We start from the raw sequence: 14140 nt of genomic DNA, 5'->3' as shown, positions 1-14140 counted from the left end.
CTAAAAAAGTTTACACCTAAAAATATGAGAAGTAAATAAAGCAGAGGTTTCCTTTTGAAAATATACAGAAAGCCAAAAATTGCATCCTTAAATAAATTAACTTTTTCGGTCACCTCTTTACGAATATCCGGTATAATAACCCATAAAATTGCTCCAACCGCAAAAATAAAAGTAATAATATCTATTATCATAATCCCATCAAGTCTGATTATTGGAAGTAGAGCCCCCGCAACTATCGGCGCTACGACCATTGGTCCAGACTCTGTCAGAGAAAACAGGCCATTTGCCCTGCCGTATTCTTCTTTTTTAAGCATAATGCTTATTGTTACAGAGTAAGCGGGCCACTGGAATGCGTTAAAGATGCCAGAAACAAAAGACGCAATGTAAAGAAACCATAAAGTAAGATTATTTGTTTTAAATAGAATTAAAGTTAATATTGTTATTATTCCTGCTGCCAAATCCGGAAGTATTAATGCTTTCTTTTTTGGCCATCTATCAACCAGTGCGCCTGCAAACGGAGAAAAAATCAGGTTGGGTATGAAAAAAAGTGATGCAACTATACTAAAAGGTGTTGCATTTCCTGTTGTCTGCCATATCCAGATTCCTATGCCAAACTGGGTCATACTGGATCCAATCAGTGATATAACCTGCCCGATAGACATTATTGAAAAACCTTTAAAACCTGTTGGCCTTTTCATACCGTCTCCCTTTAATAATTTCTGTAATTCAGATTAAAACTGCGTTTATTGTATCACAAATTTTATTCAATCCAAAACCATTAGAGCAAATTATAAAAACACAATCCTATTTTTCATCAGTGGGTCGACAAAATTACTTTCAATAAAAAGCATAAAAGCAAACACAAAGAAAACAAAAGATAAAAGCAAAAACAAGATTCCGGATCGAGCCCGGAGTGACAAAAAAACGTAATGACGAAGACGGGATTCACTTGGCGTAATGCATACCAAGGAAAAGAGCAGTTGCAGGGTAATTCTCTTCTGTCTCTGCGAGGAATATAATGACGAAGCAGTCTCATAGTAAAATTTCTCTTTCCATTTATTATTTCTTTAAAACAATTGTTAGTTGTTAAGGCAGAGATGGCTTTACCTGCTTTCGCAGGACTTGGCGCAATGCATGCCAAGCTTTATTTCAGGGTCTCTGTTTATTTTGAAGGAACACATTTCCCCAAAACTCCTATTAAAAGACAAAAAAACGGTTAATTTTGTGCCAGACACCATTTTAACCGTTTTGGTCGAGCGGTTTACTTTCGTCAGCGAAAAGAGATCAAAGACATAACTCTTGACAGGAGAATTTATTGAGATATAGTATAATTAAAACTGACTGAACGGTCAGTCGTAAGAGGCGAAAAATGAGAAAAAAGAAAGTAGATAGAAGAAAGAAAATAATAGAATCTGCATTAATCCTTTTCTTAAGAAAAGGATTTAACGGAACATCAGTTGCTGAAATTACAGACCTTTCAGGCATTTCAAAAGGCAATTTCTATACTTACTTTAGCTCAAAGGAAGAGCTCCTCAAAGAAATTGTAAACACGGTAATCGATTCAATAAAGAATGAACTTGAAAACAACATAAAAGAAAAAGATAATCCACTTGAGGCGTTGGAAGAATTTTTTCGTACTAATCTTTCACTTGCTAAGACATACACCCCGAGCATTATCATTTCCCTAAGAGAAGCAGGGTTTGCACCAATAGATTCAAGAAAGACGCTCAGCGAATCAATAGATCAAAAAATAAAGGAAGCTTTAAAATTTTTTATCATTTCACTGAAAGGGAGTTGCAACGAAGAAGACATAACGCTGATATGGGGCACTACTCTTGCGTTCTGGATAGATGTTGGAATGCAGGGTAAAACACCGTCAATCAAAAAACTTAGTAAAAAAATCTGGTACGGATTGAACGCAAAAGGAGGAAGCTAAAAAATGATTGTTATTGTCGGAGCAACAGGACATTTAGGAAATAACCTCGCAAGAGAACTCGTTAAGAACAAAGAAAATGTGAGAGCCATTATTCTTCCATCCGAAGATACTGCACTAATAAAAAACTTAAACATAGAGCAAGTAACAGGGGATGTGAGAGATATCAATTCTCTTGTCAAAGCATTTACAGGGGCGGATATCGTTTATCACATGGCTGGCGTTGTCGCAATTTCCAAAGGAAAAGAAAAGCTGATGAATGAGGTTAACGTGATAGGCACGCGCAACGTGGTAAATGCATGCTTAAAAACAGGCGTTAAGCGGCTGGTTTATACAAGCTCGGTTCACGCTATCGCCGAGCCGCCCAAAGGTACAATGATAGATGAATCATTCCCTTTTGACCCGAATGAAGTAAAAGGAGACTATGCAAAATCCAAAGCATTGGCCACTCGAGAAATTTTGAAAGGAATTGAAAAAGGTCTTGATGCAGTGATACTGTGCCCGACGGGAATCACCGGCCCTTATGATTATAAGATTTCTGAAATGGGGCATTTGATACTGGACTTTGCCCACAAAAAACTTAAGGCATATATAGATGGTGCATACGATTTTGTGGATGTCCGTGATGTTGCAAAAGGACACATTCTTGCCGCAGAAAAGGGAAAAAGGGGAGAAAGTTATATTCTCTCAGGGGAAAGAATCTCAGTTTATTCACTACTGAAGATGCTGGAAGAATTCACCGGAGTAAAGGCGCCTTCATTTAAAGTACCTTACCTTCTTGCAACAGTTACTACACCTATTATGCCAATCTATTACAGCATTACGCATACAAAACCATTATTTACCTCATATTCAATAAAGGTGCTTGGATCAAATTCGTTGATAAGCAGCAAAAAAGCGCAAGAGAAACTGGGATACACTGCCCGCCCATCAAAAGAAAGTATAAAAGATGCAGTACTATGGTTTAAGAAAATGGAGAAAATTAATTTTTGATACTTTACAGAAAGAAACTCCTAAACAAAAATTTTATTTTGTAAAGCGCTCTTCCTTAAAAACATCTGCCGAGTGGTTGTACCCTTTCTTCTCCCAGTATCCCGGGATATCTTCTTCCACTACTTCAAATGCTGAAACCCACTTTGGATCTTTGTATGCGTATTTGCCATTTACAACAAGACGGAAAGGATATCCATGAACTATATCAAGTGGCTTACCATCTGACTTGTACGCAAGCAGTGTATCGTCACTGAGAAAAAAATCGAGAGGAAGTTCTGTGGTATAGCCTTCAACCGTATGCACAACGACAAACTTTGCATTGCTTTTAATCGTCACATCTTTAAATAATTCTTTCGGCAAAACTCCTTCAAAAACAAGCCCCGTATAGCTCCATTTATCAACACAGTGAATGTCAAATTGCTTTGTGATAGAGGGTAAATCCAAAATTTCCTGATATGTAAAAACTTTTTCTTTATCGACAAGCCCGTATATTTTCAAGCGATACTTATTTATCTCAATATCCGGCACTTCTAAAGCAGATATCGGAGGCAACTGAGATATTGGTTTTTGCCCTGGTGGTATCTTAAAGCTTTTTGTATGTTTACTCGCCGTTTTGTCCATTAGTTGAGAAATATTCCCTTCCTATTTCTTTGAGTTTATCGTAATCGGGAACGATATACCATCGCTCTTCAATAAACTCGTCTCTGCCACCGTTAAAAGGAATTATGTTAAAATCATCGCTAGAGATGTTTTTAAAGATCAGTGCAATTTTTGTAATCTGTGAAATAGTGATGTTAGTATAAACAGCATCTCCCACTGTCTCTGCAATGGTCGGAAGCCGCCATATCGTATTCCAGCTTTTGCTCTGCTCTATGAGTGCCTGCACAAGCTTTTGCTGTCTTATTACCCTTCCATGCAATAAACCATCGTATTCGCTTTCCGTATAATCTCCGTATTGATCATGACGGAATCTGACATAGTCAAGTGCTTTTTCACCGTCAAAATGTTGCAGTCCAGGCTCAATGTCGATAATTACATCACCGCGCATAGAATGATAATGCATTGGTTCCTCCACAGAGATATCCACTCCACCCAGCGCATCGATAACTTTTATAAATCCTTCAAAATTTACAACGGAAAAATACGGAATATCTCCTTCATCCAATCCCAGAAGATTTTCCACAACCTTTATAGTAAGTTCGGGGCCTCCATCTTTAATATATAAAAAATTATAAGCGGAATTGATTTTGTCGTACCCATGCCCGGGAATAAACACTCGGGTATCACGAGGTATAGAAAACAAACTAGCTTTTCTAGTTTTGGGGTTAATGTTAACAACCATAATAACGTCTGAGCGAGCAGCTTCTTCCATGTCCCTCTGGTCTGTTCCCAGAACAAGAATATTTATATTTTTAGTAAGATCCATTGGAATCTCTACGGTTGTTCCGTCAGGATTAGTATTGATATTGCCTATGCTCCGCAAGGTATTCAAAATATAAACGCCAACAATGACAACACATATGACAATAAGCCACACACCCGTCATCTTTACAAATTTCTTCATATTATAAGAACCTTACAAGAAAAGGCCCAAATAAAAGAGATATAGTTGACATCAGCTTTATCAATATATTTAAAGATGGACCGGCAGTATCTTTCAACGGATCTCCAACCGTATCTCCTACCACAGAAGCTCTGTGCGCTTCTGAACCTTTTCCTCCAAAATTTCCCTGCTCTATAAATTTCTTGGCATTATCCCAGCTTGCGCCTGCGTTAGCCATATAAATAGCAAGCAAGACACCGCCGATAAGAGCACCCGCAAGTAGTCCACCAAGTGCCTCTTTGCCGTAACTTCCAAATATAAAGAATGTCGCAAAGGGAGCAATAATAGCAATAAGCGATGGTCTTATCATATTTTTCAATGCCCCTCTCGTACTTATAGCAACACAACTTTTGTAATCGGGGTCTGCTTTCCCAAGTATCAAACCCGGTATTGAATGAAACTGGCGTCTTACTTCCTGCACCATAAGACTGGCTGTATCGCTCACTGCCATAATAGAAAATGAAGCGAAAAGAAAAGGTAAAGCGCTTCCAATTAACGCTCCCGCTATAACATACGGGGAAAGAAGAGACAAACTACTTAGGTCAACGGATTTTGCATAAGAAGAAAAAAGAGCCAGTGCTGTAAGCGCGGCTGAGCCAATAGCAAATCCCTTGCCCATGGCAGCAGTAGTATTGCCTAGAGCATCCAGCACGTCAGTTCTTTCTCTCACTTCTTCAGGGAGTCCTGACATTTCGGCAATTCCTCCGGCGTTATCAGCAATCGGTCCATATGCATCAACGCTTAAGCTTATTCCCAGCGTAGTCAGCATGCCGATTCCTGCAAGGGCAATTCCAAAAATACCTACAGCCATATAAGAAACGACAACTCCGACTGCAATGAAAATAAGCGGGAGGAAAGTACTTTGCAAGCCGACTGCCATTCCCGAAAGAATTGTCGTAGCGGCACCGCCCTCTGAAGAAGCTTTGGCAATAACTCTGACCGGTTTTCCACTTGTATAATATTGGGTAACAAAACCAATGGCAAGACCAACAACAAGCCCTGCAAGCACGGCAATAAAAGCACCAGTGCTTTGAAGCACAGTCTTAGAAAGATAAAAGGCAAATAGTACAGCAATTATATTGGCTACAAGGGTGCCTGAGTTTAAAGCCCTTTGAGGGCTTATTTTGCCTCTCGAAGTAGCAAGAACAAAGAGCACCCCGATAAGAGAAGAAAAGATCCCGTATCCTGCGATAAGATACACAAATTTTATTCCATTTATTCCAAAAGCAAGACTTCCTAATATCATTCCGCTTAGAATCGAACCAACATAAGATTCATACAAATCTGCTCCCATACCTGCAACATCTCCAACATTGTCTCCCACATTATCTGCAATTACTGCTGGATTTCGTGGATCATCTTCGGGAATCCCTGCTTCCACTTTCCCTACAAGATCAGCTCCAACATCGGCAGCCTTGGTGTAAATTCCACCTCCTACACGAGCAAATAACGCTACAAAACTTGCTCCCATTGAATATCCTACAACAACAATGAGAGGGCTAATAATAGAAGAAAGGAAACGCAGAGAAAATAGATATATTAATACCGAACCTAAAATACCCAACCCGGTAACGGTAAGCCCCATTACAGATCCTCCAGAAAATGCAATACGGAGAGCATCTCCCATGCTTGAACGAGCAGCATGAGCAGTTCTTCCATTGGCACGAGTTGCAATGGTCATGCCAAGAAAACCAGCAGTTACAGAAAGTATCGTGCCTATCACAAAGCTAAGAGCAACATACCAGGATATGATAAATCCGATAACAACTGCAAAAACTAAAACCCATACGGCCATTGTCTTATACTCTTCAATTAAAAACGTAGAGGCACCTTTTTGAATGGCAGCAGAGATTTTTATCATCAGTGGATTGCCAGGACTTTTTTTCATAACCGACATAGCAAGAAAAAGAGCAACAATTAACGATAAAATGCCAGAAATGATTACAATACCAAAACTCTCCATCCTCTCCTCCTTAAATCCTTATATCTGGAGCCGGCGATCTGACTTGAACAGACAACCTGCTGATTACGGATCAGCTGCTCTACCAGTTGAGCTACGCCGGCCTCAACCTGCAAAATAAAAATGGAGCGGAAGACGGGACTTGAACCCGCGACAGCTGCCTTGGCAAGGCAGTGCTCTACCTCTGAGCTACTCCCGCTCGAAATTGGCGGGATCGATGGGATTCGAACCCACGATCTCCGGCGTGACAGGCCAGCATGTTAACCGCTACACTACGACCCCGCTTAATATAATTATATAAAAAATTACCTAGTTTGCAATATATACTTCTGGTGGGCGAAACAGGATTCGAACCTGTGACCCCTTCCGTGTGAAGGAAGTGCTCTACCACTGAGCCATCCGCCCATTGGTGCCCCCGAGGAGAGTCGAACTCCTGCCGCCGCCTTGAAAGGGCGATGTCCTAACCGCTAGACCACGGGGGCATTGGTGAGCCGTACAGGATTCGAACCTGTGACCCTCTGCTTAAAAGGCAGATGCTCTACCTGCTGAGCTAACGGCCCACGGTCTATAATATACGAATTATTAGCTTTATGTCAAGAGCCCGCTAACTGCTTCTCCTCGCTCGTTACCTCAACAAATCTAGTATACTCGCTCAGAAATAATAACCGAACTCTCCCCGTAGGTCCATTCCTCTGCTTAGCCACTGACAGATCTATCTCGTCTCTTCTCTCCGTATCAGGCCGATAGAGAAACATAACAACATCAGCATCTTGCTCTATAGATCCAGATTCTCTCAAATCTGAAAGTATAGGCCGGCTGCTATCTCTCTTGTCTACTGCCCTACTCAGCTGAGAAAGCACAATTACCGGAATGGTTAATTCTCTCGCAAGATTCTTTAAACCTCTTGTTATGTTAGAAATTTCTATTACTCTATTTTCAACTCTTCCTTTGCTTCGAATTAACTGAAGATAATCAACAATAATAAGACTTATATTGCTTTCAATCTTTAATCTTCTCGCCTTTGCTTTTATCTCTACAAGGGAAATATCAGGGCTGTCATCAATAAAAATGGGAGCTTCATACAAACTACCGTATGCATCCGTAAGCCTGCTCCAATCTTCATCTCTGAGGTATCCTGTTTTCAGCCTTTGCATATCCACTTTGGCAGCTGAACAAAGCATCCTTTCAACAAGCTGCTCCTTTGCCATTTCAAGGCTGAATATAGCAACGCCTTTCTTTTCTTTCCCAGCAAGATACTCGGAAATATTTGTTGAAAGAGATGTTTTTCCGAGACTGGGTCTTGCTGCGATAATAATAAGATCAGATGGCTGAAATCCACCTGTTATCTTATCTAACGTTGGGAATCCAGATGGAAGCCCAGAAAATCCGGTTTTTAGTTTATAGCGACGCTCTATCGCTTCGAAACTATTCCCTAAGAAATCTTTTAACTGGACAAAATAAGTTTTAATCCTTTTTTCCGAAAGAGAAAAAATCTTTTTCTCAGCGCTATCAATAAGCGTATCTACATCATTAGATTCGTCAAAACCAAGCTCTGAAATTTCACTGCCAGCGCTTATGAGCTGACGCATAATGGATTTGTCTTTTACAATTTTAGCATAGTAATCCACATTTGCGGAGTTTGGCACAGCATCAGCAAGGCGAGCAAGATATGCGACTCCCCCGACAAAATCCAATTTATCCATACTCTTTAAATTATCTGCGACAGAAACAATGTCTATGGGTTTTTCAGCAAGCGCAAGGTTATAAGTTGCCTTTACAATCCATCTGTGCTCGTCTCGATAAAAATCTTCGGGATCAACCATACTGATAACTTTAAAAACTGCGTCTCTATCTATAAGAATTGACCCAATTATGGACTGTTCTGCTTCAATATTATATGGAGGAAGTCGAAGATTCTTGTCGTTCTGCGCCATGATTGCTAAGTTTCTTTTTCGATTAATACATCAAGCTCTGCCTGAACAGTTTTGTACAGCTTCACAGTAACTTTGTAACTGCCAAGTTTTTTGATATGTTCGTCTAAAACAATTTTCTTTTTGTCGATATCAAGGTCAAAAACTTTCTTAATTTTATCTCTTATTTCAGCTGAAGTGACAGAGCCAAACAACTTGTCCCCTTCTCCTGCTTTTGCCACAAAAACGATTTGTTTACTTTCAAGAATTTTTTTCTCTTCTTCTGCTCTCTTTTTTCGAGTTTCTTCATTGACTTTAATTTTACCAACCATTTTTTCAGCATATTGAGAAGACACAATTTTGGCTAATCCATGGGGTACAAGATAATTAGCAGCATAGCCCCTTGATACAGAGATTACGCTGTTTGTTTTGCCTACACCTTTTATATCTTTTAGAAGAATTACTTTAGTTTTCATCTCTTTAGATAAGAAATAAGAGCCATTTCTCTCGCCCGTTTAATGGCTATCGCTAACTGCCTCTGATGTTTTGCACATACACCTGTGGCCCTTCGTGGGAGTATTTTCCCTTTATCACTTATGAATTTTGAAAGCATAGCAACATCTTTATAATCAATATCGTCGATGTGTTTTACGCAAAACATGCAAGCTCTTTTTTTCGGTTTATAAAAAGCTGTCTTTTTTCTTCTTACTCTTTTTGTATTATCCATTTAATCCTCCTCTTATGAAAAAGGTACTTCGATATCCGAATCACCGGACACTTCTTTATGATTTTCTTTTACATCGTCCCTAGGCCTATTCCTCGGCAAAAATGAAACATTATTCGCAGTAATATCAGTAACCCATTTCTTTACGCCTTCAGCTTCATAGCTTCTAATATTTAATCTTCCTTCAACAATAACCAAATCGCCTTTCTTGAAGCTTTTTTCTACTCTTTCAGCGAGTTTGTTCCACGTCACTATGGTTACAAAAAAAGATTCTTGAATCCATTCATTTGAATCTTTTTTTCTGTACGACCTATTCACGGCAATACGGAATTTAGCTATTTGAGCTCCTGAAGGAGTATATTTCACATCAGGATCAGCTACAAGTCTGCCTGTAAGAAAAATTCTATTCAGATCCGTCATTCTCTTTTTCTGCCTCCTTCTCGATGGAACTTTCCTTTATAACAGGGCGTTCCTTTTTGATAATCATAACACGAAGAAAATTTTCATTCATCTTCACCATGTGTTTAATATCACTCACAGAAGCTGCTGGGATTTCCACGTGAGACAAAACATAATAACCTGTGTCGTTTTTCGCAATGGGATAAGCAAGGTTTCTTTTACCCCACCTCTTCTCATCGAGAACTCTGCCGTCTTTACTTTGAATGAATTCGTTGATTTTGCCTATCATTTCTTCAGTTTCTTCGTCTGAAAGTGAAGTAGATAGAATGTAAAGCATTTCGTAATAACCCATTTATTATACCTCCTTTTGGTCTTTTGCTTTGTTTTTTCAACAAAGAAAGAGTTATTTAACAGTAAGAATTATATTTCTTTTTCTATTTTAATCAAGTTGCAGATGAATTTTTATTTTTCTTGTTGTCTTTCTCGGAAGATAAAGGAGATTCTTGAGTAGAATCAACGGTTTCTTCCCTTTCAACTTCTTCTTTCTCTACAATTTCTTCTGTATTGTGCAGCTCTTCTTCAACAGAAGGAAGAACAATTGCATTTTCCTGTTGAATCGCTCTTTTGCACAAAATAGAGAAAAGAAAAATCCTGCTGCTTCGCCCAAGAAGCAGCGTAAATAATCCAAAAACTGTAGAATACAGCAGAACAATGGAAAAAAACACCCTTTCAAAAACCATAATGTTTTGTACATCAAAACCGTTATTTACAAATCTGCTCAACAAAAAATAAATAGAGATAGAAAAAAATCCAATAAAAAATCCGGATATCTCGTTAAATGAAAATATAGTAAGCAAAGAAGCTAATATGACAACTACTGTAAGAAAATTTAAGAAAAGAGGGAGTTCCAAGATGGCATTTCCCTCTAAAACTACAGTCATACTGGATATGAGAAGCGCAAAAAGAAAAAATATAACAGGAAACGCCAGATCAATTCTGGCTTTTCCTGTTACTCCTGAAATTTCCTTAGCATGTCGTTCGATATAATCTCGTCCAACACTCAAAAAAACAATAGATACAACAGAAAAAAATAGTAGTATCACTAAAAAAATAATCCTATCCTGCGAAAATAAAGAGTAAGCAGTGTGAAAACGAAGAAATAGTTTAATGCCCAAGAAAGATGCTACATACAATACTGTCGTAGTGATACCAACAATAAAATTTTTAGAAAGAGAAATAAACAAAAGCACAAGAAAAAGAGAAAACAGAAGGGCAGCAAATGGAATATCAATGATATTCCATTCACCTAAGTTGAGAAGAGGAATTGCTTCCTCTCCCCATCCCAAAAGAGTGCCAAATATAATGCTAAACCCTATAAGAGAGATTCCTTTTTTCATTTCTTAGATGTGAATTTTTCCAAAAAAGCTTTATACGCAAGATAAGAGGAATAAATATCTGCCTTCGAGGCAAGCTCAAATGGAGCGTGCATTGAAAGTAAAGGAGGCCCTGCATCAACTGTTGCTATGCCACGTTTTGCCATATATTTGGCAATTGTGCCGCCGCCTCCAATATCCACTTTACCCAATTCTCCTATCTGCCAGGGAATATCGCATTGGTTGAATAAATTTCTCACAAGGTACACAAGCTCGGCAGATGCATCACTCGAGCTGTATTTTCCACCAGAACCTGTATATTTTGTCATAACGATTCCATGTCCAACCATTGCCGCATTCTGCTCTTCAAAAACGTCCTTATAAAGAGGGTCAACCGCTGCATTCACATCAGCCGATAGAGAAAAAGAGTGGTGGAGCACATCTCTTGCAGATAAATCCTTTATCCCTTTCATTTTTATATATTTTTCAATCACATATTCGAGGAAATCGCTTTGAGATCCGGTAACGCCGTCGCTGCCGGTTTCTTCCTTATCCATAAGAAGCACCATTGCAGATTTACCCAGATTGTCTGAATCGAACAAACCGCAATAGGCAGTGTACGCGCATATTTTATCATCATGCCCGTACCCCATTAAAAGACTATTATCAAACCCTACATCTCGCGCTGACCCTGCCGGAACAAATGTAAGCTCCGAGGAAACAAAATCCTCTTCAACAATCCCATATTTGTCGTGAAGTAGGTTTAGGATATATTTTTTTATCCTGCTTTTTTCTTTCTCATCTTCAACAGGAATACTTCCAACAACCGGGTCAAGTGCTTCGCCAACTATTGCCTCTTTAATGGGCTTTTCCATCTGTTTCCTGGCCAGGTGAGGAAGCAGATCCGAAATCATAAATACAGGATCCTCTGCTGATTCGCCAATTGAGACAGAAAGTTTTTCTCCGCTCTTTAAGATGATTATGCCATGTAAGGCAAGTGGCACTGTAACCCATTGATACTTTTTTATTCCGCCGTAGTAATGAGTTTTAAACATAGCTATATCAGCGCCTTCATACAAAGGGTTCTGCTTGACATCAATGCGCGGGGAGTCAATATGAGCAACAACAAAATTGATTCCGTTCTCTACCGGAGCTTTGCCTTCTTTAAAGAGTAGGATGTTTTTATTGTCATTTATCGCTAAAAAATCTCCTCCCTTGTATTCGTCGGAAAATAGATCGACGTAGCCACGCTTAACGGCCTGTTCCTGTACAAATTCTACAGTTTCCCGCTCTGTCTTGCAAGCAGTGACAAACTGCCTGTACTGCTCTGAAAAATCCATAACTTCTTTTTTGTTTAACTTATTCCAAGCATTTTTTGTTTTATATTCAATATCCACAATTCACCTCCGATAGATTATAAAAACAATTTGCATAAAAATCAATTCTCAATAAAATTTATCTGAACAGTAAAAATACTGCTAAAAGGAGTACTGAAAAATTGAAAGCTCAAAAAACAAGTTGGCCTAAATTTATTGGAGTCGCCGGAGGCACCGGGTCTGGAAAAACCACCATTTCAGAAATAATTCAAAAAAGCTTTGGAAAAGAAAAAGCTGCAATTACTACAATGGATTCATACTACAAAGATTTTCCGGAACTTTCCCTAACACAAAGAAAAAAAATCAATTATGACCACCCGAATGCCTTTGATTTAGAACTTTTAAAGAAACAACTAAGAACATTGAAAAAAGGCAAGTGCATAGAGACCCCTGTATATTCGTTCGATATGTACAAAAGAACAGAAGCAAAGATACACCTCTGTCCAACTCCAATAGTTATCGTGGAGGGAATACTCCTCTTTTACGATGAAGAGCTAAGAAATATGTTTGATATCAAAATTTTCGTTGATGCCGATCCTGATGTACGCATAATACGACGCATACAAAGAGATGTGTTGGAAAGAGAAAGGACTCTTGAATCTGTAACAAATCAGTATTTAACTACGGTGCGCCCGATGCATATTCAATTTGTAGAACCAACAAAAAGATTTGCCGACCTCATCATACCGCGTGGAGGCCACAATAAAATTGCAATGGACATAATAATATCAAAAATTAAGTCGCTTCTTAAAGAATATAATAAAAAGAAAAATTAAGGTTTTTTTGCCTTTACCTTTATTAAAACAGGATTGTGGTCGCTATCAACAAAATCCAAATTTTCACCCCGCACTTCTTCTATTTCCAAATTCGGGGAAACAATAAATGCATCAATATTAGTAGTAAAATTTTCTCCTTCGACATACGGTTTCTCATTTGATCTGTTCGTAGGAGCAGTTACATCATATCCCCATTCCCATCCAGCCGGCGTCCAATCAGACGGAAGCTGTTGGTATGCCCAAAGATCTTCTTCACTAGTAGTATAAGTGCCAAATGAAAAATCTGGAGTCATAATATTATTCCAGTCGCCACCCACAATAACATAGTTTCCCTGGTTATATTCTTTAAGCATCATCGTTTTCAAAAAATCAAGCTGCTGCCCACGAATAAAACCGCCTTTATCAAAAGCAGAAAGATGGATGTTAACTAAAACAAGTTCTTTTCCTATTTCGCTCATCTGATAGCGATTAACTATTACACACCTGTCGAGCTGAAATATAGAAGTAGGCCATGAATAACTCCCAGGAAGAGAATAACGCTCAGAAACAAGAGGGGCGCTCTTAGAAAGAGTGATCATCCCAGCTTTGACACCACCCATCTGGTGTGTTAATGGAAGAGGTACCCAGAATACAGCATAATTCTGCACATAATCAATTGAATAGTCCGGAAAATTGCCAACAAACACATCTAGCTCAGGAACACTGTAACTTCTAAATGCCTTTTCATCAACTTCTTGAATAAAGATAAAATCTGCATTATACGATTGTACTCTGTTGATTATATTTTTAAGGTGTTTTTCAACAACTTCTTTAGATGCCGCTCGTGACTGGTTTCCACCATCCATAAAAAAATCCGCCTCTTTGCCCAGCGAAGCATATCCTATATTCCAGGTAAGTACAGAAAATTCAGGAAGAATAGGTAATGAATTTTCACCTCTGCTTAGCACAACGCTGTTCTCCACTTCAGCTGGTTTGTACTCCGTCACTGTAGAGTATAAAAGAAATCCCCCGAATATAATGATCAGCACAAGAATCATTTTAATAATAAATCTAATAATTTTCTTCATATCACCTTCCTCCTTCTTTTCAGTTG

The 14140-nt window shown here is 38.7% G+C and carries 15 protein-coding genes and 6 tRNA genes; 3 read left to right on the top strand and 18 right to left on the bottom strand.

Translation table 11 applies throughout. The annotated features are described in order from the left end of the window. On the bottom strand, positions 1-698 hold a 698-nt coding region (locus U9Q18_01345), incomplete at its 3' end, for an MFS transporter (protein ID MEA3313000.1). A 671-nt stretch (positions 699-1369) separates the two neighbouring features. Between U9Q18_01345 and U9Q18_01340 the strand changes: the two genes are divergently transcribed. Both U9Q18_01340 and U9Q18_01335 read left to right on the top strand, forming a co-directional pair. Further along, positions 1370-1936: a TetR/AcrR family transcriptional regulator gene (locus U9Q18_01340; GenBank protein ID MEA3312999.1), complete on the top strand. Its 567-nt coding sequence runs from the start codon at positions 1370-1372 to the stop codon at positions 1934-1936. Positions 1937-1939: 3 nt separating this feature from the next. Beyond that, positions 1940-2926: an SDR family oxidoreductase gene (locus U9Q18_01335; protein MEA3312998.1), complete on the top strand. Its 987-nt coding sequence runs from the start codon at positions 1940-1942 to the stop codon at positions 2924-2926. 33 nt (positions 2927-2959) lie between these two features. Here the strand turns inward: U9Q18_01335 and U9Q18_01330 are convergent, their stop codons facing one another. The 16 genes from U9Q18_01330 to U9Q18_01255 all read right to left on the bottom strand — a co-directional run bounded on the left by U9Q18_01330 (position 2960) and on the right by U9Q18_01255 (position 12292). Continuing rightward, positions 2960-3547, bottom strand: a complete 588-nt coding sequence (locus tag U9Q18_01330; GenBank protein ID MEA3312997.1) for a molybdopterin-dependent oxidoreductase — start codon at positions 3545-3547, stop codon at positions 2960-2962. Next, the gene (locus tag U9Q18_01325; protein ID MEA3312996.1) at positions 3528-4490 is read right to left on the bottom strand and encodes an LCP family protein; all 963 of its coding nucleotides are present in this window, start codon (positions 4488-4490) and stop codon (positions 3528-3530) included. Before U9Q18_01325 ends, U9Q18_01330 begins: the two co-directional genes overlap by 20 nt. A gap of 1 nt (position 4491) precedes the next feature. Then, the gene (locus U9Q18_01320; GenBank protein ID MEA3312995.1) at positions 4492-6492 is read right to left on the bottom strand and encodes a sodium-translocating pyrophosphatase; all 2001 of its coding nucleotides are present in this window, start codon (positions 6490-6492) and stop codon (positions 4492-4494) included. A 25-nt stretch (positions 6493-6517) separates the two neighbouring features. Further along, positions 6518-6593 (bottom strand) — tRNA-Thr (locus U9Q18_01315). Between the two features lie 20 nt (positions 6594-6613). Then, positions 6614-6688 (bottom strand) — tRNA-Gly (locus U9Q18_01310). A gap of 7 nt (positions 6689-6695) precedes the next feature. After that, positions 6696-6771: transfer RNA gene (locus U9Q18_01305), tRNA-Asp, on the bottom strand. Between the two features lie 48 nt (positions 6772-6819). Further along, positions 6820-6894, bottom strand: a tRNA-Val gene (locus tag U9Q18_01300). Between the two features lie 2 nt (positions 6895-6896). Then, positions 6897-6971, bottom strand: a tRNA-Glu gene (locus tag U9Q18_01295). Between the two features lie 2 nt (positions 6972-6973). Next, a tRNA-Lys gene (locus U9Q18_01290) sits at positions 6974-7049 on the bottom strand. 33 nt (positions 7050-7082) lie between these two features. Next, entirely contained in the window at positions 7083-8423 is a 1341-nt protein-coding gene (gene dnaB, locus U9Q18_01285) for a replicative DNA helicase (protein MEA3312994.1), read from the bottom strand. 5 nt (positions 8424-8428) lie between these two features. Then, entirely contained in the window at positions 8429-8875 is a 447-nt protein-coding gene (gene rplI, locus U9Q18_01280) for a 50S ribosomal protein L9 (GenBank protein MEA3312993.1), read from the bottom strand. After that, a complete protein-coding gene (gene rpsR / locus U9Q18_01275) occupies positions 8872-9126 on the bottom strand; it encodes a 30S ribosomal protein S18 (protein MEA3312992.1) in 255 nt (84 codons plus the stop codon). The genes rplI and rpsR overlap by 4 nt, the downstream gene beginning before the upstream one ends. A 12-nt stretch (positions 9127-9138) precedes the next feature. After that, positions 9139-9543, bottom strand: a complete 405-nt coding sequence (locus tag U9Q18_01270) for a single-stranded DNA-binding protein (GenBank protein MEA3312991.1) — start codon at positions 9541-9543, stop codon at positions 9139-9141. Further along, complete coding sequence (gene rpsF, locus U9Q18_01265; protein MEA3312990.1) at positions 9527-9874, bottom strand: 30S ribosomal protein S6; 348 nt, start codon at positions 9872-9874, stop codon at positions 9527-9529. Before rpsF ends, U9Q18_01270 begins: the two co-directional genes overlap by 17 nt. A gap of 91 nt (positions 9875-9965) precedes the next feature. Then, the gene (locus U9Q18_01260; protein ID MEA3312989.1) at positions 9966-10919 is read right to left on the bottom strand and encodes a hypothetical protein; all 954 of its coding nucleotides are present in this window, start codon (positions 10917-10919) and stop codon (positions 9966-9968) included. Continuing rightward, the gene (locus U9Q18_01255) at positions 10916-12292 is read right to left on the bottom strand and encodes an aminopeptidase (protein ID MEA3312988.1); all 1377 of its coding nucleotides are present in this window, start codon (positions 12290-12292) and stop codon (positions 10916-10918) included. Before U9Q18_01255 ends, U9Q18_01260 begins: the two co-directional genes overlap by 4 nt. A 101-nt stretch (positions 12293-12393) precedes the next feature. Between U9Q18_01255 and udk the strand changes: the two genes are divergently transcribed. Beyond that, the gene (udk, locus tag U9Q18_01250) at positions 12394-13047 is read left to right on the top strand and encodes a uridine kinase (GenBank protein MEA3312987.1); all 654 of its coding nucleotides are present in this window, start codon (positions 12394-12396) and stop codon (positions 13045-13047) included. On the opposite strand, the gene U9Q18_01245 is transcribed toward udk, so the two are convergent. Further along, the gene (locus U9Q18_01245; GenBank protein MEA3312986.1) at positions 13044-14114 is read right to left on the bottom strand and encodes an endonuclease/exonuclease/phosphatase family protein; all 1071 of its coding nucleotides are present in this window, start codon (positions 14112-14114) and stop codon (positions 13044-13046) included. The genes udk and U9Q18_01245 overlap by 4 nt on opposite strands. Positions 14115-14140 lie beyond the last annotated feature (26 nt).

The sequence above is a fragment of the Caldisericota bacterium genome, assembly GCA_034717215.1.
Taxonomy (GTDB): Bacteria; Caldisericota; Caldisericia; order Caldisericales; family Caldisericaceae; genus UBA646.
The sequence above is the reverse complement of the archived record's forward strand: the minus strand, read 5'-3'. Positions and strand labels throughout refer to the sequence as shown.